Below are 23,416 nucleotides of genomic sequence, written 5' to 3' on the forward strand. Positions count from 1 at the left end.
CTGCAGAGGCCCCGGAACTTTCTACTTTCCCACCCAACCCATGTGCGGCCAAATACCTGCCCGCCATATCGAAAGGCACACCCGTGACCATCACCACCGACAACGCCTCGTCCATCGCCGAGCTGGAGCGCCTCAAGGTCCTGCACAACGGCACCAAGGGCAAGCTCACGTTCTCCGATGCAGAGTTCGAGCGCCGCCTCGGCGGCCTGCGCCAGATCATGGCTGCCAAGAGCCTGGACGCGGTCATCCTCACCAGCTACCACGGCATCAAGTACTACTCCGACTTCCTCTACACCACGTTCGGCCGCAACTACGCCCTGGTGGTCACCGCCGACGACTCGGTCACCGTGACGGCGAACATCGATGCCGGCATGCCATGGCGCACCTCCTACGGCGAGAACATCGTCTACACCGACTGGCGCCGCGACAACTTCTACTTCGGCCTGCAGGAGGCACTGCGCCAGCGCGGCGTCAAGGCCTCCCGCCTGGGCGTCGAGGACGACTTCCTCCCGGGCCTGACCCGCGAAAAGATCGCCGCCGCCTTCCCCGGCGCCACGCTCCTGGACGTCTCCCAGGACGCCATGCGCCAGCGCATGATCAAGTCCGCCGAGGAAATCGAGGTCATCAAGCACGGTGCCCGCATCGGCGACCTCGGCGGCGAGGCCATTCGCAACGCCATCCGCGAAGGCGTCACCGAGTACGAGGTGGCCCTGATCGGCACCGAAGCCATGGTGCACGAGATCGCCCGGACCTTCCCCGACCGCGAAGTCCGCGACACCTGGGTGTGGTTCCAGTCGGGCATCAACACCGACGGCGCCCACAATTGGGCCACCACCCGCAAGCTGCAGCAGGGCGACATCCTCTCCCTGAACTGCTTCCCCATGACCTCCGGCTACTACACGGCCCTGGAACGCACCCTCTTCCTGGGCCAGCCGGACGAACGGTCCCTGGAACTGTGGAACATCAACGTGGAGGTCCACCGCCGCGGCCTGGAACTCATCAAGCCCGGCGCCGTGTGCAAGGACATTGCCGCCGAACTCAACGAGATCTATATCAGCCACGGACTGCTGGCCAACCGCACCTTTGGCTACGGCCACTCCTTCGGCGTCCTCAGCCACTACTACGGCCGCGAAGCCGGCCTGGAATTGCGCGAGGACATCGACACCGTCCTGGAGCCCGGCATGGTGGTCTCCATGGAACCCATGATCACCGTTGCGGACGGCCAGCCGGGTGCCGGCGGCTACCGCGAGCACGACATCCTGGTGATCGGCGAGGACAACACGGTGGAGAACATCACCAAGTTCCCCTTCGGCCCGGAACACAACATCGTCCAGGCCTAACCATCACCACAGCGAAGCGGCGCCACGCACGTGGCGCCGCTTCCGCCGTCCATGAGGAAAGATGGTGTCCACCATGACTCCTGCAAAGACTTCCGACACCAACGGCACAGGGACCGGCACCGGCAGCAACGGCGGGACGGACGCCAAAGGCGCTTCCGTCGTCGTCAATGCCATCGCTGTCCTGCGCACCTTTACCGCGGACGAACCCTTGCTGGGGGTCACGGAAATCGCCAACCGGGTGGGCATGCACAAGAGCAGTGTCTCCCGGATCCTGGCCACCTTCGAGCAGGAGAACCTGGTGGAACGGGACCCGGAAACCAAGCGGTTCCGGCTGGGCCTGGGGCTGATCGCCGTCGCCGGGCCGCTGCTGGCCGAGATGGAGGAACGCCGCGTTGCGTACCCCGTGCTGCGGCAACTGGCCGAGCAGACCGGCGAAACCAGCGCGCTCATGCTCTGGAACGGGGATGAAGCCATTTGCGTGGAGCAGATCGCCAGCCACCACCAGATCAAGCACACCACGCCGCTGGGCGCCCGGTATCGGGATGCCATGAGCGCCTCGGTCCAGGTGTTCCTGTCCACGCTGCCGGCCGAGCGGGTGCGTGAGCTGCTGCGGAGCGGAGCCATCACCTTTCCCGGAATGGACGACGCCGGCCTGGCGGCTTACGAGGCCCGGCTCCAGGACGTGACGCAGCGCGGGTGGGCGGGCAACTACGGTGAATCGTCCATGGATGAAGTGGGCGTGGCGGCCCCCGTCCGCGACCACCGCGGGGACGTGGTGGCCGCCGTCCTGATCCCGGCCCCGCGATTCCGGGTATCCAAAGAGCAATTCGAGAGGCTGGCCGAAGCCTGCGTCGCCGCCGCCGCCAAGGTGACCACCCGTCTGGGCGGCCGGCCAAGCTAAGCCGCGGCAGGCTGGGGCGGGCCGCCTCCTGCCCGACGGCGGTTGGCCACGCTAACGGGCTTTGCCGCCTATCAGCCCAGCTCGGCCCTACGGCCTGGGGCGGCCGCATATTCCGACCACCCGCCGGCGTAGAGGCGGCCATGGCCAAGTCCGGCATGTTCAAGGGCCAGGAGGTTGTGGCACGCCGTGACGCCTGAGCCGCAGTAGGAGATGACTGCCGCGGCATGGTCGACCCCAACCTCCGCGAATGCGGCCCGGACCTCTGTGATCGGGCGCAGGCGTCCATCGGGGGAGAGGTTCGCCCGGCAGGGGACGTTCACGGCGCCCGGAATGTGGCCTGCCTGGGGATCGGTGGGCAACTGGAGCGTTCCATCGAAGCGGTCGGCATTGCGGGCATCGACGAGGATCCCGGCAGGTGTGGCGGTGATGTCCTCCAGCCGGGCCAGGCGGGACTCGGGCCAGGGGACCGGCGTGAACGTCGCGGGGGCCGGCTTCCCGGACCTGGTCTCCAAAGGTCCCGTCCAGGCTGCCATCCCGCCGTCGAGCAGCGCCGCCGGATGTCCGATCGCGCGCAGCATCCAGACGAGCCGCGCAGCGATGACCCCACCTGCGTCGTCATAGGCGACCACGGCTGCGCCGTCACCGATTCCCAGGGAGGACATCCCGCGGGCAAACACGTCAGGGCCGGGAAGCGGGTTCAATCCGCCCGGTCCAGGATCGCCGGACAGCCAGGCGTCCATGTCCACAAACACTGCACCCGGAAGATGCCCGCCGTCGTAGGCCGAACGGCCAGACGCTCCGTCGAGGTACCAGCGCGCATCGGCGATGACAACGTTTCCCTGATGCTCCGCGAGCCACGCGCTATCGACGAACGGCGGCAGCTCCGCCCGGGTGGTTGAGGTGGGGTCCATACAGTGCAGGCTAGACGATGCGTCCATAATGTGAGCAAGAATGTCCCATTATGTGGATACTCAAGCGTGGCGGTCCCCGGCTTCGTCGTGGCCGGGCCGAGCGCTCGTCGCGGCCGTGCCGGTCTGTACACCCAGCACCGGCCCGCGGGAGACTGGCGCCATGGGCAAACTAACCTTCGCCATGAACGTCAGCCTGGACGGCTACACCGCAGCCGCCGGGGACGACCTCGGCTGGAGCATGCCGGACGAGGAACTGTTCCAATGGTGGTCCGACCGCGTGGCGGCGACGGGCCTGGCCCTGTACGGGCGCAGGCTGTGGGAGACGATGAGCTCCCACTGGCCCACCGCGGACCAGGAGCCCGGTGCCTCTCCGGCGGAGATTGAGTTCGCGCAACGCTGGCGGGACATGCCGAAGGTGGTGTTCTCCTCGAAGACCCGCCCGGTCAACTGGAATACCCGCCTGGTCACCGGCGATGCGGTTCCGGAGATCGCACGGCTCAAGGCAGGGGAGGCCGGTCCGATCGACATCGTCGGTGCCACGCTCGCCGCGGCGGCCATCCGGGCCGGACTGATCGATGAGTACGTGCTGGTCACCCATCCGGTCCTGGTGGGCGGCGGGACGCCCTTCTTTACGGCCCTGGACCACTGGGTGCAGCTGAAGCTTGTGGAGACCAGGGCTTTTCCCGGCGGCGCGGTCCTGGGCCGGTACGACGTTCGGCGCTGAGCGCATCAGGTTTCAAAGCGGCCCGGGCCCGGGACCTAGAGGGCCGGTGCGCAGGTGCCGTGGCCGAGGGCTGCCAGTCCTGTGAGGTCGCCGCCGGCATAGGCATAGACCCCAAAACCTGCTTCCGGGTACATCAGCTGGGTGGGATCGTCCACATGCTCCAGCCCCACCAGGTGGGCCAGTTCATGGGCGATGACTGCAGGTTCCAGGGCCGGCCCCTCAACTGCCGCATACTCTGACAGGAGAGGGGCGTTCAGGACCACCTGGCCGGTGACATAGACGTACGGGTCCTTGGCACCGGGTGAAGCGGCCCAACTGCCCGCGTAGCCGAAAGCATCCCTGGTGGCGCCGTAGCTGTCCGGCTGGTACATCGGCCGCTCGTCGGACGGGCCCTCAAGGGTGCCGCCGTCATTGACGAACTGCAGGCCCGTGACCCGGGAAAGTTCGGCGAAGCCCGCGTTGACCATTTCCTGGCCGCCGGCAGGGGCATTGGCCGCCCGCATGACGAAATGGATGGGCCGGCAGGGATCGTACGCCACCAGGTCCTGCTTCACTTCCGGCAGGCCCAGGAATGCATAAGAGTCGATCTGGGCCGGGAGCGGCGCTGGAGTGCCGAGCGGCGTGGGCCGGGACTCCCTTCCCGGTGTCGGGTTGGTTCTGGCGTGGACGGAAGGTGCCGGCGTTGCGGACGGTGCCGGCACCGCTTCTTCACGGCCGGGGAAACGGGCGGGCTGGGGATCCAGGCCGGGCGCCTGACCTGCTGCCGCACCAGGGGTGTTGGCATGGGCGGGGGTTGAAAGCGGCCATCCGGCCGGTTGTCCCCCTGCGGCGTAGGCCTGGACGGCAATGAGGATGCCGGCCGCAGCAAGGGCCCCCAGCAGCCGGCCATCCGGCCGTTTCTTCGCCTGCCGGGGCTGACGGGGCGGCTGCCGGTGAGGTTGATCGAGTGGCGCGCCCAGGTCCTCGCGAATCTGGCCGTAGGCGGGGCGCCTCGGGGCTGGTTCCGCCGGCGGGGACTCGTTGCCTCGCCGGGCGTCGTCGTGCTCCCTCCCGGGATCCTGACGTGCAGGTTCCGCTGTTGACATATTCTCCCCCATGAATTGGCCGCCCTTGCCGGCATGCAACCCTGAAACGATATCCGATGCGAAGGCGGATTCCAGGCACCGGCGCCTGGCGGAAACCGCTCTGCTGCCAGCGGCTCAATGACGCCGGTTTACCGGGCCGGGCTTGTCAGGGGAGCCCCGCCATCCGGGCGGCGAGGTGCAATGCCGCCAGCCGGCCGGTCCCGCGGGGATCGCCGCCGCACAGCTCAAAGATCCGCTGCAGCCGGTGGTGCATGGACTGCCGTTCCAGGTGCAGTTCGCGCGCCGATTGCGCGGTATTGCAGCCCGAGTCCAGCCACACCCGCAAGGTCTCCAGCAGCTGGGACTGCCGCTGCGCATCATGCTCCAGGACCGCCCGCAGCTGCCGGTTCACGAACGCCTCCCGCGCTGAGGCATCCAGGCAGGTCAGGGACAGGCTTTCGACGGCGGAATCCTCCGCGTCCACCACCACCAGGCCGCGCGCCGGATACTGTCGGCGTGCCGAGGCGTTCCGCCGCCGGATCTGGCGCACCTCCAAGGCCCGCCGCGCCTCCGCCAGCGACCAGGAAGCCTCAGCCACGCCGCCGGCCAGGGGCCCCACGGCAATCACCGCGTCGGGGTCCCCCGCCAAGCCCTGCAACGATTCCAGCAGCTGCCGCCGCTCACCGGCGGTATCGGTGCAGGGAAGGCCGATCATCACCACCAGTTCGGCGTCGTCCAGGTACGCGGCACAGGGAATCCGTCGCGAACTCAGGAAGGTTTCGACGGCGCCGCGCACCTCCTGCGGTGACGCCGCATGGATGGCGGCCACCACCGCCGGGGAATCCGTGGGAAAGCCGGCCGCGGGGGCCAGCTGCTCAAGCCGCCACTCCGGGGCGGAATTGAGCACGGCCCGCATGAGTTCGGCCCCGGCCAGGGCATGCAGTCCGGGCGGAGTGTGCTGCAGCAGCGCCAGCCCGAGGATGTCCACGGCGCGTTCCCCGGCCACCTGCGCCAGGGCCACGTCCGCGGCCTCCGGCACCCGTACCTCAAGCCGGCCCATCAGGACGCCGCGCACGGGAATGTCAACGCTGACCACCGTTTTGCCGGGCCGCCCGGCCCCGCCGGCAGGGCTGCCATGAGCGCCTGGTCCGGAGCCGTCGTCGTCCGCTGGTCCTTCCCCGGCGTCCGCGTCCACCCCGCTGCTCCACCCCTCGGGGACGGCGCTGCCCATGGTTACTCCCCACGGGGAGGTGAGGTGCACGGGGGACCCTGTGATGCCTGCCAGCACGGCCAGGATCTTGTCCAGCGAGGCCCCGTGGGCCAGTTCCGCCGCCATGGCGCGGGTAGCGGCGTCTGCCTGCTGCAGGTGCCCCACCGACTCGCTGACCAGGATGGAATTGATGGCCTGCATGACGCCTACAAAAGGCACCACCTCCCGCAACTCAACTACCGGGAGGCCGTATTCCTCAGCCGTCCGCAGCATGTCCGCCGGGATTTCCGGCAGGGCGCCCCCCGTCTCGATGGCGAGCGCCGCGATACCCCGCTGGGCCAGTTCACGGACGTAGTCCTCGCGTTTGGCGGGGGTGGCCGTGGCCAGGGTGATCCCGCCGCAGAGCAGCAGCTCGCCGCCACGGAGCAGGGGAGCGATGTCCAATACCTCGCTGGAGTGGACCCAGCGCACCGGCTGCGCATCGGCCACCACGCCCAAGGGATGGAGCACGGGATCGGCGGCCGCAAGGGCGGGATGGGCGAGTATTTCGCCAAGAAACACTGACACGACATTCCGTAACGTAGTAGGGGAATCTGTTCGACAGATTGTATCTTGTTCCTTGTGATGGGGGCCACATAGCCTTTGAGTACTTATCCACCTCACGGAGGCCCCCATGCAAGAAAAGCTTTCACCAGCAACGCACGGGCACGCGGCCCCTGCCGGCCAGGACCACAACGTCGTGGACCACGAAGCCTGGCTGCAGCCCATCCCCGAATCAGCGCGCACACGCAAGGTATCCGGCCAGTTCTGGATCTGGGCGGGCGCCAACCTGGCTCCCATCAACTGGGTGCTGGGGGCACTCGGGATCCAGCTGGGACTCGGGCTGGCGGACACCGTCACCGTCCTGGTCCTGGGCAACCTGATCGGCATGCTCCTCTTTGGCTGCTTCGTCCTCCTGGGCCAAAAGACCGGAGCCACCGGCATGGTCCTGGCCCGGGCCGCCTTCGGCCGCCGCGGCAACTACCTGCCGGCCGCCATCCAGGCCCTGCTGGTCATCGGCTGGTGCGCGGTGAACACCTGGATCATCCTCGACCTGGTCATGGCACTCTTCGGAACCCTCGGCTGGGTCGACCCTGAAGCCCCCAACTACGCCTGGAAGATCGGCGTCGCCACCTTCATCATGGCCCTGCAGGTCGCCATCGCCTGGTTCGGCTACAAAGCCATCGCGGCCTTCGAAAAATGGACAGTACCGCCCACCATCCTCATCCTCGCCGTCATGTCCGCCGTCGCCTGGTTCGGCATGGACATCGACTGGGGCTACGCCGGACCGGCCGGGCACATCCTGGAAGGCTCCGAGCGCATCGCAGCCATGAGCGCCGTCATGACGGCCATCGGCATTGGCTGGGGCATCACCTGGTTCACCTACGCCGCCGACTACTCCCGGTTCGTCAGCACCAGCGTCCCCAAGAAGAAGGTCTACCTCGCTTCGGTCCTGGGCCAGTTCATCCCTGTGGTCTGGCTCGGCGTCCTCGGTGCCAGCCTGGCCACCAACTCCGGGGAAATCGATCCCGGCAAGCTGATCGTCCTCAACTTTGGCGCCATGGCGCTGCCCGTGCTGCTGATGGTGCTCCACGGCCCCATCGCCACCAACATCCTGAACATCTACACGTTCTCGGTCGCCACCCAGGCCCTGGACATCTCCATCAGCCGCCGCAAGCTTAACCTGTTCGTCGGCGTCTTCTCGCTCGCCGCCGTCGTCTTCTTCATCTTCCAGGAGGACTTCGCGGCGGTGCTTGACGCCTGGCTGATCGGCCTGGTGGCCTGGGTGGCCGCCTGGGGCGGAATCATGCTGGTGCACTACTTCTGGCTGGACAAGCGCTGGCCCGGTGAGCCCGAGCGCCTGTTCGACGCCGTAGGCACCAAGCGCCTGCCCGGCGTCAACTGGGCCGGTGTTGTCTCCCTCGTGGCCGGCATCGTCGCCACCTGGCTGTTCATGTACGGCCTGATCCCCATCATGCAGGGCCCCATCGCCGTGGCCCTGGGCGGCTGGGACCTTTCCTGGCTGGCCGGCGGACTGACCAGTGCCGGGGTGTACGCCATCCTCGGACCGCGGCAGCACATCCGGTACCTCGCAGTGAAGCCCCGGACGGCCAACGCCGTGAACCCCGCTCCCGGGGCAGGCGGCAAGGAAACGGACACCGCGCCTGCCCTTCCCGCCCGCTAAGCCGCACAGCTTCCCTTCCCACAAAACCTGGCGGGCGCCCTGCGCCCGCCGAAAGGATTTCCCGTGAACCAGCCCGCCATCGCGGACGCCCTGCATCCGGTCACCTGGCCCGACGGCGCCAAAGCCGCAGCCTCCTTCACCTTCGACGTGGACGCGGAGTCCTGCACGATCGCCCACGACCCCACCTCCACCCGGCGCATGTCGCTGATGACCCACCAGTCGTACGGTCCCAAAGTCGCCGTGCCGCGGCTCCTGAAAATCCTCGAGCGCCAGGACATCAAGGCCACCTTCTTCATCCCCGGCTTCACCGCCGAGTCCTATCCGGACGTGGTCCGGCAGATCGTCGACGGCGGGCATGAGGTGGGCCACCACGGCTACCTGCACGAACCGATGCAGGGCATCGACGCGGCCACCGAGGCCGGCTACCTTGACCGCGGCCTCGAAGCCCTGGCGAAGGTGGCCGGGGTACGGCCGGTGGGATACCGGGCACCGTGGTGGGAACTGAACTGGCACTCCCCGGGCCTCCTCGCCGACCGCGGCTTCCTCTACGATTCCAGCCTGCTCGACGGCGATGCCCCCTACCGGTTCGCAGTCGCCGCCGATGATCCCAGGGACATCGTGGAGATCCCCGTGGACTGGACCCTTGATGACTGGGAGCAGTACGCCTTCTACCCCGGTGTGACCGGCAGCGGCGTCATCGAAAGCCCGGCGAAGGTCCTGGAAATGTGGACCCTCGAGGCGCAGGCCCACCACTCCCAGGGCAGCTGCTTCGTCCTGACCAACCACCCGTTCATCTCCGGCCGGCCCTCCAAGGCCGTGGCCCTTGAGCAGCTGATTGAGCGGGTGAAGGCGATGGACGGCATGTGGGTCGCCACCATGGAACAGATTGCCCGGCACACCAAGGCCTCGGTCACGGAGGTCCACACCCACGCGCGGATTGACGTGCCGGTATTCCCGGGCGTGGGTGCACAATTCCAGCCGGCCGTGGTGCGGCAGGGGGTGCTGGCCTAGCGTTTGCGGATGAAAGATGAGGCCGGCGGCGGGGTTACCCGCCGCCGGCCTCAGTGGTTCTCCGAGACGGTCACCCGTCTGACAGCAGGGACCGCATCTGCGCGGCCGCGTCGCTGCCCGGTGCGGGGGTGTACACCACGATGTGGAGGTCCGGCCGGTCGGACGGGGACACCTGGTGGTGTTCCAGCTGGAGCACGCCGACAGCCGGGTGGTGGAAAAGGCGCTCGCGGGATTCGAAACCCAGGATGTCGTACAGGTCCCAGCCCTGCCGGAATTCCGGGCTGGCTTCCTTCAGCCGTTCCACCTGGTACTGGATGTCCGGATCACCGAGCCGCTGCCCGGCTTCGGCGCGGAATTCGGCAAGGAACCGCTTGCTGGTGGTTTCCCAGTCCGGCAGGAGGTTGCGGACATAGGGATCGGTGAACACCAGCCAGAGGAGGTTGCGGTCCGCCGGGGCCACGGTGGCGATGTTCGGAAACAGGGCGGCGTAGGCCGTGTTCCAGCCGGCCACGCCCCAGTCCGGGAACAGCGCGAAGCTCGGGTTGGGGTCCAGCGCATCGAGCAGGCGCTGGATGTGGGGCGGCGCAGAATCCGCTGCGGGGCCGGCTGGGGCCGCCGACGCGTACCCGCCCAAGGACAGGACGTAGCCCACGCCGGTTGCCGAGAGATGCAGTGCCCGGCTGACCGCCTCCAGGACCTGCCGGGACGGGCTGATGTCCCTGCCCTGCTCCAGCCACGTGTACCAGGTGACGCTGACGCCCGAAAGGAACGCCACCTCTTCGCGGCGCAGTCCCCGGTCGCGCGCCCGGCCGATCGGCGGCAGCCCATAATCCGCCCGGAGGGCCTGGTCCCGGCGGGCGCGGAGGAAGAGGCCCAGCTCTTTGCGGCGCCCTGGTTCAGTCACCAGGAAATACTATTACTCTGGTACTCCTACTACTAGTAGTAAGAGCGTCTTCCGCATGGGGGGCCATGCCCGCAGGATGGTAAGCATGCCTGCACTTCGCTCGAAAACTGTCACCCACGGCCGCAACATGGCCGGAGCCCGCGCACTGCTGCGCGCCTCCGGCGTCGCCAACGCGGACATCGGGAAGCCGATCATCGCCGTGGCCAACTCCTTCACCGAATTCGTCCCCGGCCACACCCACCTCGCGCCCGTGGGCAGGATCGTCTCCGATGCGATCCTCGCCGCCGGCGCCGTGCCCCGCGAGTTCAACACCATTGCCGTGGATGACGGCATCGCCATGGGCCACAGCGGCATGCTGTACTCGCTGCCGTCCCGCGACCTGATCGCCGACTCCGTGGAGTACATGGTCAACGCCCACTGCGCCGACGCCCTGGTCTGCATCTCCAACTGCGACAAGATCACCCCGGGCATGCTCATGGCGGCACTGCGCCTGAACATCCCCGTGGTCTTCGTCTCCGGCGGCCCCATGGAAGCCGGACGCGTCACCCTCACCGACGGCTCCGTCCGCTCCCTGGACCTGGTGAACGCGATTGCCGACGCCGTGGACGAGTCCATCTCCGATGCCGACATCAACCTCATCGAAGAGAACGCCTGCCCCACCTGCGGTTCCTGCTCCGGCATGTTCACCGCCAACTCCATGAACTGCCTCACCGAGGCCATCGGCCTGTCCCTGCCGGGCAACGGCTCCGTGCTGGCCACCCACACCGCCCGCAAGGCGCTCTACGAGAAGGCCGGCGCCACCGTCGTCGAGCTGGTGAAGCGCTACTACGACGGCGACGACGAGTCCGTGCTGCCGCGCTCCATCGCCACCGCCAAGGCCTTCGACAACGCCATGGCCCTGGACATCTCCATGGGCGGCTCCACCAACACCATCCTGCACCTGCTGGCCGCCGCCCAGGAGGCCGGCGTGGACTACGGCCTGGCCGAGATGGACGCCAAGTCCCGCCAGGTGCCCTGCCTGGCCAAGGTGGCACCCAACGTCGCCAAGGATAAGACCTACTACATGGAGGACGTGCACCGTGCCGGCGGCATCCCGGCCCTGCTGGGCGAGCTGAACCGCGGCGGACTCCTGCACAAGGACGTCCACTCGGTCCACTCCAATGACCTGGACGGCTGGCTGGATGACTGGGACATCCGCGGCGGAAAGGCCACGGAAGAAGCGAAAGCCCTCTGGCACGCGGCCCCGGGCGGCGTCCGTTCCTCCACGGCGTTTTCGCAGTCGAACGAGTGGACTTCCCTGGACACGGACGCAGCGGAAGGCTGCATCCGCTCCGTGGAGCATGCCTACTCCAAGGATGGCGGCCTGGCCGTGCTCCGCGGCAATGTGGCCGTCGACGGCGCCGTGGTGAAGACCGCCGGCGTGGACGAGTCCATCTGGGTCTTCTCCGGCCCGGCCGTGGTGTGCGAATCCCAGGATGAAGCCGTGGAGAAGATCCTGAACAAGACCGTCAAGGAAGGCGACGTGGTGGTCATCCGCTACGAAGGCCCCCGCGGTGGTCCCGGCATGCAGGAAATGCTCTACCCGACCTCGTTCCTCAAGGGCCGCGGCCTGGGCAAGAAGTGCGCCCTCATCACTGACGGCCGTTTCTCCGGTGGCACCTCCGGCCTGTCCATCGGCCACATCTCCCCGGAGGCTGCCTCCGGCGGAGCCATCGCCCTCGTGGAAGACGGCGACATCATCAGCATCGACATCACCCAGCGCTCCATGCAGCTGGAGGTCTCGGACGAGGTCCTGGCCGAGCGCCGCGAGAAGCTGGAGGTCAACGGCGGCTACAAGCCCAAGGACCGGGACCGCCAGGTTTCCGCTGCCCTGCGCGCCTACGCCGCCATGGCCCTCTCCGCGGACAAGGGCGCCGTTCGGGACGTGTCGCTGCTCGAGCGGTAACGCTGGTTCCTGGCGGGGGAAGGGCAGGTCCATTGGCCCTCCTCCGCCAGGGAATATGGCGCCACACTTGAGGGGTCATCGTCGGGCCCGGGGAGGTGTGGTGCGCAGGTTCGAACCGTCCCTCGCGGCAGCCGTCCTTGTGGTGGTGCTGCTGGCCGGATGCTCACCGCAGCCGGCGAGCCCACAGCCCTCGCGGTCCTCCTCTGCTGCCTCCGCACCGGCGACCGGGGCCGCCCTGCCGACGCCGTCGGAGGTTCCGTCTGCAGCATCAGCCGTGCCCGGCACTCCCGCGGCGGGTTCCGCTGCGGCGGCCTGGACCACGTTTACGACGGCGGATGGCACCATGGCGTTCGACCTTCCCGCCGACTGGCGCGTCAAGGACCCCGCGGGGGAACTGGCCGAGGGTGGCGGGGCATTCGCCGAGGTCCGGAACCAGGCCGGAAAGTTTATGGCCACGCTGAGGACCAACATGGCCACCGGATCGACCTGCACCGAAAGGTACCCCTACGAAATCCTGGACACAGTGGACGTCCCGGCACTGGTCCAGGGCGGAGTGGTGCCGGAGTTCGTGTTCGAATCCCGTGCGAATGCCCAGACCCCCGGCCTTTACAGCACCCCGGCTGCCGGTTACGGCATCACCTCGGGACCGGCGGCCAGCGGACCGGACGCGTGCCCCATCTTCCAGTTCTTCAGGTGGCCCCCAAACGCTGCCATGTTCGGTGCGTCCTATGATCCCAACAACAACGCGACGCCCGGAGACCAGTCGCTCCCGTACCTTGAACTCGCACGGAAGTACCGGGGCACGGCCGAGTATTCGGACATCAGGAAAATGATCACGTCGCTGCGGCCCGTGCAGCACTAGCCGGACGCTGGCAGGGGGCCGCCCGGCCAATGGGGGGACCAACGCCCCGCCCTGCCGTCCTGCCCCTCCGGTACCCTTTTCACATGGTGCAGGAAGCAGCCGATTACCGGGCGGAAGGCATCCTGCTCGCCGGGGCGGGACGGGCCATCCTGCTGCAGCTTGCCAACCCCGCCATCGGCCGCGGGGTGGCGGCACACAGCACCTTCACCGAACGTCCCGTCAACCGGCTCAAGGGCACGCTCACCTACGTTTACGCCGTCGTGTACGGAACTGATGAGCAGGTGCATGAGGTGCGCCGCAGGGTGAACCGGGCCCACGCCCCCGTGCGGCGGGCTCCCGACGAATCGTCCGCCGGGTACAGCGCCTTCGATCCCGCGCTGCAGCTGTGGGTGGCGGCCACGCTCTACGACACAGCGCTCACCGTCATCGAGAAGATCTACGGCCCGCTCGATGACGCGGCCGCGGACGCCATGTACCGGGACTATGCACGGCTCGGTACGGCACTGCAGGTTCCGGCGGCCATGTGGCCTGCGGACCGGGACGCGTTCGGCCGCTACTGGCAGGAGCAGCTCGCCGCCCTGCGGGTGGAAGCCGAAGGCGCCCAGGTTGGCCGTGGCCTGCTGTACCCGGAAAACACCGCCCTCTGGTACCGGGCCATCATGCCCTCGGCCCGGTTCCTGACCGCCGGGCTGCTGCCGGGCCAGCTGCGGAAGGACTTCGGCCTCACCTGGAGCGACCGTCACGAACGGCGATTCAACCTGACCATGCGCGTCCTGGCGGTGGCCTACCCCAAACTTCCACGGCGAACCCGGCACTGGTTCAAGGACTACTGCCTGGGCGAACTCGACAAGGACCTGCGCGGGACCGGCCGGCTGCAGCAGCGCCAGGGGAGCCGTGCGTAGTTCCACCCCCGTCGAACAGAGGATCGACGACTACGCCCGCCGCTTCCTGGCCACCGCCCCGGCCCGCGGCGCCAGGGCACGGCTCACCGAGTTCACCGTTTTCGGCCTCAAACAGGGCTGGGCCTGCATCTTCGGAGCAGCGCTCCTGGCCGTGCTCATGGCCGCCCGGCTGTGGTACCCGGACACAGCGGTGCTGGCGCGGAACGATTTCCTGACGCTCGCCGCCGTCGTCATCCAGGTCCTCATGGTCGCGTTCAAACTGGAAACCCTGAAGGAACTGCGCGTCATCGTCCTGTTCCACCTGGTGGGGACAGTGATGGAACTGTTCAAGACAGACGTCGGCTCCTGGTCCTACGAGGCCGAGGGCGTCCTCCGGATCGGGGCTGTACCGCTCTTCAGCGGCTTCATGTATGCCGCCGTGGGCTCGTACATGGTGCGCGTCTACCGGCTCTTCGACCTCAGGTTCGATGCCTACCCAAGGCGCTGGATCACGGCTGTCCTCGCCGGCGCCATCTACGCCAACTTCTTCACCCACCACTACATCTGGGACCTGCGCTGGGTGCTGCTGGCCGCCGTCGTGATTGTGTATGGCCGCTGCGTGATGCACTTCCGTGTCTTCCGCAGGGAGTTCCGCATGCCGCTGGTGGCCTCCTTCCTGCTGGTGGCCCTGTTCATCTGGATCGCCGAGAACATCGCCACCTGGTCCGGGGCCTGGCTCTACCCCAGCCAGGCCGCCGGCTGGCATCCGGTGGGCCTGGAGAAACTCGTGGCCTGGTTCCTGCTGATGCTCATCTCCGTGGTGCTGGTGGCCTGGGTCTACAAACCCCGGCCGCCGGAACCACGAGGCATGCGACGCCGGGACATTCCGTCGGCTGCATCGCGGCGCTAAAAGGGGGTCTGCCAAGACCCGTTTCAGCAGGGCCCTCGCTACGGCTTCGGGACCACGCTTTGATGGACTGTATGCCTCCCGAAACCACAACCAGCAGAACCAGCACGCCGCAAAAAACCCACGGCAGCGAGCATCGCCAGGCCCACTGGGGAGGCGTCTTTGCGATGTCGCTGTGCGTCTTCGCCCTGATCGCCTCCGAGTTCATGCCGGTCAGCCTGCTCACGCCAATGGCAGCGGAGCTCCAGGTCTCCGAGGGGATGGTGGGGCAGGGCATCTCGGTGTCCGGCCTGTTCGCGGTCCTCACCAGCCTGTCGGTCTCCCGCCTGGCCGGCAACCTGAACCGCAAGGCCGTGCTGCTGGGCCTCACGGCATTGATGGCGGTCTCCGGGGCGCTGGTGGCCCTGGCGCCGGGATACCTGATCTTCATGACCGGCCGCGCCCTCATCGGCGTGGTCATCGGTGGATTCTGGTCCCTCTCCGCGGCCACCGCCATGCGGCTGGTCCCGCCCCACCAGGTAGCGCGCGCCCTGGCGATCTTCAATGGCGGCAATGCCCTCGCCACCGTCCTGGCCGCCCCGCTGGGCAGCTGGCTGGGCGCCGTCATGGGCTGGCGGGCGGCCTTCTTCTGCCTGGTTCCATTGGCCGCCGTTGCTTTGGCCTGGCAGTGGTTCAGCCTTCCGTCCATGTCGGTGGACAAGCCGCGGGAAGCAGGCAGCGTCCTGGCGATCTTCGCCGCGTTCAAGAACCGCCCGGTGGCTTGGGGCATGGCCGCATGCGGGTCCTTCTTCATGGGACAGTTCGTCCTGTTCACCTACATCCGCCCGTTCCTGGAACGGGTTACGCGGGTTGATGCCGCCACGGTGTCCCTGGTCCTGCTGGTGCTTGGCGTGGCAGGCTTTGCCGGCACCATGCTGATCGGCCGGTTCCTGGGGAAAGCCCTGTACCGGACGCTCGCCTTCGTTCCCGCGCTCATGGCCGTCATTGCGGCGCTGCTCGTGCCGGCCGGCGGCTGGTTCGCCGCCGTGGTGGTTTTGTTGGGTTTGTGGGGCTTGCTGTCAACGGCCGCGCCGGTGGGCTGGTGGAGCTGGATCGCCGAGGCCATGCCGCACGACGCCGAGGCAGGCGGCGGCCTGATGGTGGCCGTAGTCCAGACCTCGATCGCCATCGGCTCAACCCTGGGCGGTGTCCTGTTCGACTCCGCCGGTTACGGCGGCACCTTCATCGCGAGCGCAGCAGTCCTGTCCGTCGCGGCCGCCTTGGTGGTCGTGACAGCCCGGGCCACTCGCCGGTCGGCGTGACCAACAGATTTCCAGTTAACCGAAGCAACAGGAGGAGACCATGAAGTTCACCAAGAGCGGCGGCCAGACCGGCGCCGGGCCAAAGGAATGGTTCACGGGAACGGTGCAGATCGACGGGATCCGCAACCCCGATGAACAGTCGGCCATCGGCTGCGCCCATGTCCGGTTCGCCCCGGGCGCCCGCACCGCGTGGCACCACCACCCGAAGGGCCAGACCCTCTACGTCACCGACGGCATTGGGCTGGTTGCCCGCCGCGGCGGCGAGGTCCAGGAAATCCGTCCGGGCGACGTGGTCTACATCGAGCCCGGCGAGGAACACTGGCACGGGGCCACCCCCGAGCGCTTCATGGCGCACGTGGCCATGCAGGAAGCCGACGCGGACGGCCAGGTGGTCACCTGGCTCGGCCACGTCACTGACGAGGAGTACGGAGCGTAGCTTCCGCCCCGGGCAGGAAAAGAGCGGACGACGCCGGAAGAATCCGGCGCCGTCCGCTCTCCTCGTCGCGGGGGAGCGTCAGTCGTCGTAGGTGTTGGCGATGTAGACATCGCACGGGGCGTTGTGCGCGACGCTGTTGGCGACACTGCCCAGGAGCCGGCCGATGCCGCGCATCCTGCGGTTGCCCACCACGATCAACCGGGCGTCCAGGCGGATCGCTTCCTTGATCAGGGAATCGGCGGGCTTGCCCCGGGCAGCGAAGTGGGTGACCTCCACTCCGGGCCGGGAGTTGGCCAGGTCCCTCGCCACGATCTCCGAGCTGTCCGCATTGGAAATCCTGACCTTGTCCGAACCCACGCCGAAAGTTTCGGCGGTTTCGCTTTCAAACCCGGTCACCACATGCAGTGACGCGCCCAGCGATTCCGCCAGGCCCAAGGCCACTTCCGCAGCCTTCCGTGCCGACGGGCTCGCGTCCACGCCTACAACCACTACTCCACTCATCCTGCACTCCTTCGTTAGTCCTGGCGCAATGTCCACCTGCCAGTCTAGGGAGTACCCCCGTCATGCTTCGGTATCACACAGTTGCTGCCGCAAACGCCGCCGCTGCCTGTCCATCAGAACGCCGAACCGATCGAGGCCAGTTCAGGGGCGGCAGTTCCGGCGTACCGGTTTTCCGGACGCGCCAACCCGTAGTGCTCCCGCAGGGTCCGTCCGGTGTACTCGGTGCGGAACAGTCCGCGCTCCTGCAGGATGGGAACCACCTGGTCCACGAAGGTTTCCAGCCCGGAGGGGAGCACCGGCGGCATGATGTTGAATCCGTCCGCCGCGCCGCCGTCGAACCATTCCTGGATGGCGTCCGCCACCTGTACGGGCGTACCGGTGAAGGTGCGGTGCCCGCGGCCGCCGCCCAGCCGGCCGATCAGCTGACGCACCGTGAGCTGCTCGCGGCGGGCCAGCTGCACGATCAGCGTGTAGCGGCTCTTTGCCCCCTCGATCTCATCCTCGCTGGGCAGGTTGGCCGGCAGTTGGCGGTCCAGGGGCAGGTCCTCCGGGTCCACGCGGAGGGTCCTGGCCAGCTGGATCCGGGCGTACTCCGGCTTGATCAGCCGGTCCAGTTCGCGCTCCAGTTCCAGGGCCTCCTCCTCGGTGGCACCGATGACCGGGACAATGCCCGGCAGGATCTTGATGGTTTGCGGGTCGCGGCCGGCGGCGGCGGTGCGGGCTTTGAGGTCGCGGTAGAAGTCCTGCGCGTCGGCCAGGGTCTGGTGGGCGGTGAAGACGGCGTCCGCGTAGCGGGCGGCGAGGTCCTTGCCGTCCTCGGACGATCCGGCCTGGACAATCAGGGGATGGCCCTGCGGTGAGCGGGGGACATTGAGGGGACCGCGGACTTTGAAGTGCGTGCCGTGGTGGTCGATGGTGCGGATCTTGTCCGCGTCGCCCCATACGCCGGCGGCTTTGTCTGCGAGCACTGCGTCGTCCTGCCAGCTGTCCCAGAGTTTCTGCGCCACCTCGATGAATTCGGCGGCACGCTCGTACCGGACGGCGTGGGCGGGCTGATCGTCCACGCCGAAGTTCCGGGCGGCGTCGGGGCCGGCGGTGGTTACCACGTTCCAGCCGGCGCGGCCGCCGCTGGCCCAGTCCACCGAGGCGAAGCGGCGGGCCAGGTTGAACGGTTCGTTGTAGGTGGTGGAGGCGGTGGCGATCAGCCCGATGTGTTCGGTGGCGCCGGCGATGGCCGTCAGCAGCACAGTAGGCTCCAGCTTGCCGGCCGGGCGGCGGCCCACCTCGCCGAACAGGACGGGGGAGTCGGCAAAGAAGATCGAATCGAGTTTGCCGCGCTCGGCAGTTTGGGCGAGCTTTTGGTAGTGCCCAATGTTCGTGCCCGCGTGCGGGTCGCTTTCCGGCAACCGCCAGGATGCTTCGTGGTGGCCTGTGCTCATCAGGAAGGCGTTGAGGTGAAGCTGGCGGTCGGTGGGCTGGTTGTTGGCAGTCATGGCTGTTTCCTTGCTGGATGGAGGGAAGGGGCGTGGGTTTTGGCAGGCGCAGCCACCGGGGTCAGTGGCCCGCCGTTGCATCGACGCCGAGTGCGGCCAGGAGATCGCGGCGGAGGGCCTCGTGTCCGGCGGCGTCGGCGGAGGTGCGGATGGGTGGCGCCACGGGCCGGACTGTGGCGATCCGGCCCTGGTCCAGGACCACGATCCGGTCAGCAAGCGCAATGGCCTCGTCCACGTCGTGGGTGACCAGCAGGACGGCGGGACGATGGACTGCCACCAGGTCCTGGAGGAGGCCGTGCATCCTGATCCGGGTCAGCGCGTCCAGGGCACCGAACGGCTCGTCCGCCAGCAGCAGCTGCGGTTCGCGGACCAGGGAGCGGGCCAGCGCCACGCGCTGCTGTTCGCCGCCGGAGAGTTGGTGCGGCCAGGCCTTTTCGCGCCCGGCGAGCCCCACCTCGGCGAGGGCCTTGCGCGCCCGGGCCTCGGCGTCGTGCTCGCGAATACCCAGGGTGACGTTGCCCAGGACGGTGTCCCACGGCAGCAGCCGGGAATCCTGGAAAACCACGGAGACGCGGTCCGGGACGCTGATCACGCCGCTGCCGCGGACCTCGTGGTCCAGGCCGGCCAGGGCACGCAGCAGGGTGCTCTTCCCGCAGCCGCTGGGTCCCAGCAGGGCCACGAATTCGCCGGGCGCGATGTCCAGGTCCACACCGTCCAGGACACTCTTGGTACCGAAGCTGCGGATGAGCCCGCGGACTGAAACAGCGGCGCCGGACTTGGTGCCGGCGGGGGAGGGGGCGACGGCGGTCAGCCCGCCAGGGTGCGCTGCCATGAGAGGGCCTTTCGTTCGATGAAACGGACAATTCCGTCGGAGAGGAGGCCAAGGATGCCGTAGACGGCCAGGCCCAGGATGATGATGTTGGTCTGGCCGTAGGTGCGGGCGAGCTCCATCATGTAGCCGATCCCGCTGGTGGCGTTGATCTGTTCCACCACCACCAGGGACACCCAGGCGCCGGTCACCGCGAAGCGCAGGCCCAGGAAGAAGCCCGGCAGGGCGCCGGGGAGGACCACCTTGCGGATGAAGCCGGCCCGGCCCAGGCCCACCGTCCGGGCAAGTTCGACGAACCGCAGGTCGATGCCGCGCAGCCCGGCATGGGTCTGAAGGTAGACGGGGACGAAGACGCCCAGGGTGATGGTGAGGACCTTCATGGTCTCGTCGATGCCGAACCACAGGATGAGCAGCGGGATCAGGGCCAGGCCGGGGATGGCACGCTTGATCTGCACCGGACCGTCAATCAGTGCTTCACCGATCCGGCTCAGCCCGGACAGCAGGGCCAGCACCGCTCCCACCAGGATGCCGAAGAACAGTCCCAGGCCGGCGCGCTGGGCGGAGATCGCCAGGTTCTCCTGGAGCCGGCCGTCGGCGATGAGCTCACCGGCGGTGGCCACGACGGTCCAGGGTTCGGAGAGGATGCGCGGATCCAGCGCCCCGGTGGCGGACGCGGCTGTCCACAGCAGCAGCAAAGCGGACGGACCCACCCAGGCGAGCCGCCGTCGTCGTCCGGGCCCCAGCCTCCTGCCCGCGGGCCGCACGTCCGGACGGCCAGCCTGCGCCGGGTCCTGGTGGGGTGCGACGACGGGACGGTCCAGTACCGCGCTCATGCCGCGCCACCCTTGGCGGCGGAGGCGAACGCCGTGCCGGCGATGGCCTCGAAGCGGGTGTCATACAGGTCCGCCGCCGTCAACTGCGGCTTCTTCTGCTCGCGTGCCAGCAGGTCGATGGTTTCCTGGTGCCGGGCGATCGCGTCGGTCCACGTGGTGGGCAGGTCGCGCTTGCCCGTGGCGTCGATCAGGTACTGGCCATCCTCACGGGACAGGCCCTGGTCCTTGACGTAGTAGCCCGACAGCCACTCGGCGGGGTGGTCCTCAATCCAGCGCTGCGCCTTGCCCCAGACCTTCGCGTAGGCGGCAAGGGCGGCGGCCTTGGCGGGATCGGCCAGGACTTTGGCAGGGGAGTAGAGGAGGCTGGGATCATCGCGGAGCCCGTGGCGGAGGGTGGTGGCGCCGTCGGCCTTGTACTTGGCCAGGTAGCGCTTGATCTGGACGCCGCCCAGCGGAGCCGCGTCCACCTGCTTGCTGGCCAGCGCGGTGGCGTAGGCGTCCCCGGTGCTGGGGAGCTCCACGAGCTTGACGTCTTCCTGCTTGAGGCCGGCTTTGTCCAGGATGCGCAGCACCAGGGCGCCCTGTGCCTGGCCGGGGGAGTAGGCCACTTTCTTCCCGCGCAACTCCTCGAGCTTGCCGATGCCGGCTCCCGGTGCCACACCGAGCTCGTAGATGGGATGGTTCACCGCGTCCTGCCGGTAGCCGGCGGCGATGATGCGGACGTCCAGCCCGGTCCACGTGGCGTGGATGGGCGGAATGTCCGCCACTGACCCGACGTCCAGGGCGTTGGCGCGGAAGGCCTCGGTGGTCTGCGGGCCGCCGGAGATGTTGGCGAATTCCACCGTAAATCCGTCCAGGTCCGTGATCAGGCCGGACAGTTCCAGGGCCACTTTGATGCTGGGATCTCCCACCGTGATGGTGGTTCCGGCGGGGACGGAGGCGCCCAGCGGGCCAAGGGATGACTGGCTGATGCGTTCGGCGCCCGCGGTGGCGGCACCGCCGCAGGCTGAGAGCAGCCCCGCGGCAGGCAGGGCCAGGAGGGCGCCCAGGGCGCGGCGGCGGGTAAACGCCCGAGCGGGGCCGGGTCGGGGCGGGGATGCTGGGAAGGACATGGTGTTCCTTTCGGGAAGATTCCGGGTACGACGACGGCACCCGGGATGGGTGCCCGGGTGGGCGTGGGAGGTTGGTGGGGGTGCCTGAACGGCGCTGGGTGCGTGGTTTTGCGCTGATGTCCCAGGTGGTGCGTACGGCTTGGCCGGTGCCGTGGAAACACCTAAACACGGCTTGCGGGATCTTGGCCAGCATCACGCAACGGACGCTCAACGCGACGAAACGGCACTACTCATGGCGCCATCCTGGAGACAAAGCAGGCAACCCGGCGCCATGAACCGCAACGGACGTTAATGTGACTGGACGTCCGCGAGGGGCCGGCGTCAGGTGCGGAAAAGCTTCCTGCCCAGGCCCTGGAAGAACCCCGGTTCCAGCGCAGGGTCGATCACCGCCGGCCGTGCGCCGGTATCCGTCCCCCAACGTGCCACCGGCCGGCGCCTGTTGTTCCAGTCGACGGCCCCGAACTGCGGGTTGTAGAGCGGCGGGTCTACCCCTTCCGCCGTGAAGATGGCCCACATCCAGTCAGGGATGCAGTCCGCCGTCCGGGGGTAGGCCAGGAGTTGCCGTGCCCAGATGGACGCACCAGCCGGTTCCGCGCCGGGGTGCCACCGGCCGTCGTCCGTCTTCTTGAGAAGTTCTTCATCAAACAGTTCCACGGCTCCGGGGCGGTCAGGGTATACATGGACCTCCGCCGAGGTCCAGGTTCCGATACCCGGTTCGTAGGCCCGGCTGCGGTATTCGTCCAGCCATACGATCAGCGCCTCGTAGGAGAACTCTTCCTTGCCATCCACAAGGTCACGAAGTTTGCCGCCGGTGCGGGCATAGCCGTGGCCAAGGGTACTGGAGCCCCGGTGGACCAGCACCTGCACCACTTCCTCCGCGCCACGGGCAAACCCGGCGGGGCCAAAAGCCTCACGGCTGAGCTGTTCAAGGCCCTCAATGACGAACGGATCAGCTCTCAGGTCACGCACGGGCAGGTCGCCGGCTTTCTTTGGTCGGAGGGTGGAACGAAGGGTCCGGTGTCAGGCCCGTACGTGGCCCTGGGCCAAGCCGGCAATGTTCTCGGTGACCGCCCAGGACGCCAGGAGCTTGAGGGCTTCCTCGGAGGCGCTGCCGGGGGTTGCGGGATACACCGTGAGGGTATGTCCGGGGTCTTCCTCCAGTCCGAGGACCTGGTAGTTCAGCTCAAGGAGCCCCACCACCGGGTGCTGGAAGAACTTGGTGCCCGCATAGTGGCGCCGGACGTTGTGCGCGGCCCACAGGGTGCGGAATTCGTCGCTGCGCATGGACAGTTCGCCGATGAGTTCCGCGATCCCCTTGTCATGCGGGTTGCGGCCGGCCTCGCGGCGGAGGATGGCCACGTTGGTGTTCGCTGCCCGCTCCCAGTCCGTATAGAAGTTGTGGGCGCGGGGGTCCAGGAAGATGAACCGCGAGTGGTTGGCCGGCCGCGACGGAGTGCGGTACATGTCCGAGTAGAGGGCATACCCCAGGGTGTTGGCGGCCACGATGTCCAAACGGTTGTTGCCGATAAAGGCCGGCGCCCCCGTGATGGTGTCCAGGAGGAACTGCAGCTCCGGCCGCACCGCCGTGGACGCCGAACCGCCGGCGCTCGCAGCCCGCTTGCGTCCCGAGGTGTTGGCTGCCCGGGCCAGGTCGTAGAGGTGGTCGTGCTCGGCCCGGTCCAGTTCCAGGGCGCCGGCAATGGCATCCAGGACGCTGTCCGAGACGCCATTGAGGTTGCCCCGTTCCAGGCGGGTGTAATAGTCCACGCTGACGCCCGCCAGCCGGGCTACCTCCTCGCGCCGCAGCCCGGGAACGCGGCGCCGGCCGCCGTACGGTTCAATGCCTGCCTGCTCGGGGGTGATGCGTCCACGGCGGGAGGAGAGGAACTGCCGTACCTCGGCTCGGTTATCCATAGGGACCACGTTACGACGATTCCGCGAACCCTAAGGAGGGTCTGCCAAAACCAGTTAGGGCAGGGCCCTCGCCAACTGCCCGCGATGCGGGTTTCATGGGATTGTCCGCTTTC

The 23,416-nt window shown here is 68.0% G+C and carries 22 protein-coding genes; 11 read left to right on the top strand and 11 right to left on the bottom strand.

Features of this window, described 5'->3' with window-relative positions:
* Positions 1–83: 83 nt before the first annotated feature.
* On the top strand, positions 84–1,340 hold the full coding sequence (locus QRM95_RS15245; protein WP_285248382.1) for a M24 family metallopeptidase: 1,257 nt from the start codon (positions 84–86) through the stop codon (positions 1,338–1,340).
* A gap of 61 nt (positions 1,341–1,401) precedes the next feature.
* Entirely contained in the window at positions 1,402–2,241 is an 840-nt protein-coding gene (locus tag QRM95_RS15250; RefSeq protein ID WP_502934976.1) for an IclR family transcriptional regulator, read from the top strand.
* A 71-nt stretch (positions 2,242–2,312) separates the two neighbouring features.
* Here QRM95_RS15250 and QRM95_RS15255 read toward each other — a convergent pair whose 3' ends face one another.
* Complete coding sequence (locus QRM95_RS15255) at positions 2,313–3,152, bottom strand: sulfurtransferase (protein ID WP_285248384.1); 840 nt, start codon at positions 3,150–3,152, stop codon at positions 2,313–2,315.
* Between the two features lie 160 nt (positions 3,153–3,312).
* Here QRM95_RS15255 and QRM95_RS15260 point away from each other — a divergent pair, with 160 nt between their 5' ends.
* Entirely contained in the window at positions 3,313–3,876 is a 564-nt protein-coding gene (locus QRM95_RS15260) for a dihydrofolate reductase family protein (RefSeq protein WP_285248385.1), read from the top strand.
* Positions 3,877–3,911: 35 nt separating this feature from the next.
* Here QRM95_RS15260 and QRM95_RS15265 read toward each other — a convergent pair whose 3' ends face one another.
* Both QRM95_RS15265 and QRM95_RS15270 read right to left on the bottom strand, forming a co-directional pair.
* Positions 3,912–4,961, bottom strand: coding sequence for a zinc metalloprotease (locus QRM95_RS15265; RefSeq protein WP_285248386.1), 1,050 nt, complete (start codon positions 4,959–4,961; stop codon positions 3,912–3,914).
* A 145-nt stretch (positions 4,962–5,106) separates the two neighbouring features.
* A complete protein-coding gene (locus tag QRM95_RS15270) occupies positions 5,107–6,717 on the bottom strand; it encodes a PucR family transcriptional regulator (RefSeq protein ID WP_285248387.1) in 1,611 nt (536 codons plus the stop codon).
* A gap of 106 nt (positions 6,718–6,823) precedes the next feature.
* On the opposite strand from QRM95_RS15270, the gene QRM95_RS15275 reads away from it, so the two are divergent.
* Together QRM95_RS15275 and QRM95_RS15280 are read left to right on the top strand one after the other, a co-directional pair.
* Positions 6,824–8,374, top strand: coding sequence for a purine-cytosine permease family protein (locus QRM95_RS15275; protein ID WP_285248388.1), 1,551 nt, complete (start codon positions 6,824–6,826; stop codon positions 8,372–8,374).
* Positions 8,375–8,437: 63 nt separating this feature from the next.
* The gene (locus QRM95_RS15280) at positions 8,438–9,385 is read left to right on the top strand and encodes a polysaccharide deacetylase family protein (protein WP_285248389.1); all 948 of its coding nucleotides are present in this window, start codon (positions 8,438–8,440) and stop codon (positions 9,383–9,385) included.
* A 70-nt stretch (positions 9,386–9,455) separates the two neighbouring features.
* Here the strand turns inward: QRM95_RS15280 and QRM95_RS15285 are convergent, their stop codons facing one another.
* Entirely contained in the window at positions 9,456–10,289 is an 834-nt protein-coding gene (locus QRM95_RS15285) for a helix-turn-helix transcriptional regulator (RefSeq protein WP_285248390.1), read from the bottom strand.
* Positions 10,290–10,374: 85 nt separating this feature from the next.
* On the opposite strand from QRM95_RS15285, the gene ilvD reads away from it, so the two are divergent.
* From ilvD to QRM95_RS15315, 6 genes are all read left to right on the top strand, one after another.
* The gene (gene ilvD / locus QRM95_RS15290; protein WP_133831760.1) at positions 10,375–12,234 is read left to right on the top strand and encodes a dihydroxy-acid dehydratase; all 1,860 of its coding nucleotides are present in this window, start codon (positions 10,375–10,377) and stop codon (positions 12,232–12,234) included.
* A 97-nt stretch (positions 12,235–12,331) separates the two neighbouring features.
* Positions 12,332–13,096 carry a hypothetical protein gene (locus QRM95_RS15295; RefSeq protein WP_502934977.1) on the top strand — a complete coding sequence of 255 codons (765 nt, stop codon included), beginning with the start codon at positions 12,332–12,334 and terminating at the stop codon, positions 13,094–13,096.
* An 83-nt stretch (positions 13,097–13,179) separates the two neighbouring features.
* Entirely contained in the window at positions 13,180–13,998 is an 819-nt protein-coding gene (locus QRM95_RS15300; protein ID WP_285248392.1) for an oxygenase MpaB family protein, read from the top strand.
* Positions 13,991–14,887, top strand: coding sequence for a DUF817 domain-containing protein (locus QRM95_RS15305; protein WP_285248393.1), 897 nt, complete (start codon positions 13,991–13,993; stop codon positions 14,885–14,887). Before QRM95_RS15300 ends, QRM95_RS15305 begins: the two co-directional genes overlap by 8 nt.
* A 71-nt stretch (positions 14,888–14,958) precedes the next feature.
* Entirely contained in the window at positions 14,959–16,185 is a 1,227-nt protein-coding gene (locus QRM95_RS15310; RefSeq protein ID WP_285248394.1) for an MFS transporter, read from the top strand.
* A 40-nt stretch (positions 16,186–16,225) separates the two neighbouring features.
* The gene (locus QRM95_RS15315) at positions 16,226–16,621 is read left to right on the top strand and encodes a (R)-mandelonitrile lyase (protein ID WP_285248395.1); all 396 of its coding nucleotides are present in this window, start codon (positions 16,226–16,228) and stop codon (positions 16,619–16,621) included.
* Between the two features lie 78 nt (positions 16,622–16,699).
* Here the strand turns inward: QRM95_RS15315 and QRM95_RS15320 are convergent, their stop codons facing one another.
* The 7 genes from QRM95_RS15320 to QRM95_RS15350 all read right to left on the bottom strand — a co-directional run bounded on the left by QRM95_RS15320 (position 16,700) and on the right by QRM95_RS15350 (position 23,303).
* On the bottom strand, positions 16,700–17,122 hold the full coding sequence (locus QRM95_RS15320; RefSeq protein ID WP_285248396.1) for a universal stress protein: 423 nt from the start codon (positions 17,120–17,122) through the stop codon (positions 16,700–16,702).
* 113 nt (positions 17,123–17,235) lie between these two features.
* The gene (locus tag QRM95_RS15325) at positions 17,236–18,615 is read right to left on the bottom strand and encodes an LLM class flavin-dependent oxidoreductase (RefSeq protein WP_285248397.1); all 1,380 of its coding nucleotides are present in this window, start codon (positions 18,613–18,615) and stop codon (positions 17,236–17,238) included.
* A gap of 61 nt (positions 18,616–18,676) precedes the next feature.
* A complete protein-coding gene (locus QRM95_RS15330; RefSeq protein ID WP_285248398.1) occupies positions 18,677–19,447 on the bottom strand; it encodes an ABC transporter ATP-binding protein in 771 nt (256 codons plus the stop codon).
* Entirely contained in the window at positions 19,423–20,277 is an 855-nt protein-coding gene (locus QRM95_RS15335; protein ID WP_285248399.1) for an ABC transporter permease, read from the bottom strand. Before QRM95_RS15335 ends, QRM95_RS15330 begins: the two co-directional genes overlap by 25 nt.
* Complete coding sequence (locus QRM95_RS15340; RefSeq protein ID WP_285248400.1) at positions 20,274–21,389, bottom strand: ABC transporter substrate-binding protein; 1,116 nt, start codon at positions 21,387–21,389, stop codon at positions 20,274–20,276. Before QRM95_RS15340 ends, QRM95_RS15335 begins: the two co-directional genes overlap by 4 nt.
* Before the next feature lie 321 nt (positions 21,390–21,710).
* Positions 21,711–22,358: a hypothetical protein gene (locus QRM95_RS15345; protein ID WP_285248401.1), complete on the bottom strand. Its 648-nt coding sequence runs from the start codon at positions 22,356–22,358 to the stop codon at positions 21,711–21,713.
* Positions 22,359–22,409: 51 nt separating this feature from the next.
* Positions 22,410–23,303: a helix-turn-helix transcriptional regulator gene (locus QRM95_RS15350; protein ID WP_285248402.1), complete on the bottom strand. Its 894-nt coding sequence runs from the start codon at positions 23,301–23,303 to the stop codon at positions 22,410–22,412.
* Between the last annotated feature and the right edge of the window lie 113 nt (positions 23,304–23,416).

Origin of the sequence: Pseudarthrobacter sp. efr-133-R2A-89 (assembly GCF_030209315.1) — a bacterium.
Taxonomy (GTDB): Bacteria; Actinomycetota; Actinomycetes; order Actinomycetales; family Micrococcaceae; genus Arthrobacter.

What these genes read in the sequence shown, in the direction of transcription:
- QRM95_RS15250 (WP_502934976.1), top strand. Translation starts at nt 1,402, where the DNA reads ATGGTGTCCACCATGACTCCTGCAAAGACTTCCGACACCAACGGCACA.
- QRM95_RS15255 (WP_285248384.1), bottom strand. Translation starts at nt 3,152, where the DNA reads ATGGACCCCACCTCAACCACCCGGGCGGAGCTGCCGCCGTTCGTCGAT.
- QRM95_RS15260 (WP_285248385.1), top strand. Translation starts at nt 3,313, where the DNA reads ATGGGCAAACTAACCTTCGCCATGAACGTCAGCCTGGACGGCTACACC.
- QRM95_RS15265 (WP_285248386.1), bottom strand. Translation starts at nt 4,961, where the DNA reads ATGTCAACAGCGGAACCTGCACGTCAGGATCCCGGGAGGGAGCACGAC.
- QRM95_RS15275 (WP_285248388.1), top strand. Translation starts at nt 6,824, where the DNA reads ATGCAAGAAAAGCTTTCACCAGCAACGCACGGGCACGCGGCCCCTGCC.
- ilvD (WP_133831760.1), top strand. Translation starts at nt 10,375, where the DNA reads ATGCCTGCACTTCGCTCGAAAACTGTCACCCACGGCCGCAACATGGCC.
- QRM95_RS15300 (WP_285248392.1), top strand. Translation starts at nt 13,180, where the DNA reads ATGGTGCAGGAAGCAGCCGATTACCGGGCGGAAGGCATCCTGCTCGCC.
- QRM95_RS15310 (WP_285248394.1), top strand. Translation starts at nt 14,959, where the DNA reads ATGCCTCCCGAAACCACAACCAGCAGAACCAGCACGCCGCAAAAAACC.
- QRM95_RS15315 (WP_285248395.1), top strand. Translation starts at nt 16,226, where the DNA reads ATGAAGTTCACCAAGAGCGGCGGCCAGACCGGCGCCGGGCCAAAGGAA.
- QRM95_RS15320 (WP_285248396.1), bottom strand. Translation starts at nt 17,122, where the DNA reads ATGAGTGGAGTAGTGGTTGTAGGCGTGGACGCGAGCCCGTCGGCACGG.
- QRM95_RS15325 (WP_285248397.1), bottom strand. Translation starts at nt 18,615, where the DNA reads ATGACTGCCAACAACCAGCCCACCGACCGCCAGCTTCACCTCAACGCC.
- QRM95_RS15330 (WP_285248398.1), bottom strand. Translation starts at nt 19,447, where the DNA reads ATGGCAGCGCACCCTGGCGGGCTGACCGCCGTCGCCCCCTCCCCCGCC.
- QRM95_RS15335 (WP_285248399.1), bottom strand. Translation starts at nt 20,277, where the DNA reads ATGAGCGCGGTACTGGACCGTCCCGTCGTCGCACCCCACCAGGACCCG.
- QRM95_RS15340 (WP_285248400.1), bottom strand. Translation starts at nt 21,389, where the DNA reads ATGTCCTTCCCAGCATCCCCGCCCCGACCCGGCCCCGCTCGGGCGTTT.
- QRM95_RS15350 (WP_285248402.1), bottom strand. Translation starts at nt 23,303, where the DNA reads ATGGATAACCGAGCCGAGGTACGGCAGTTCCTCTCCTCCCGCCGTGGA.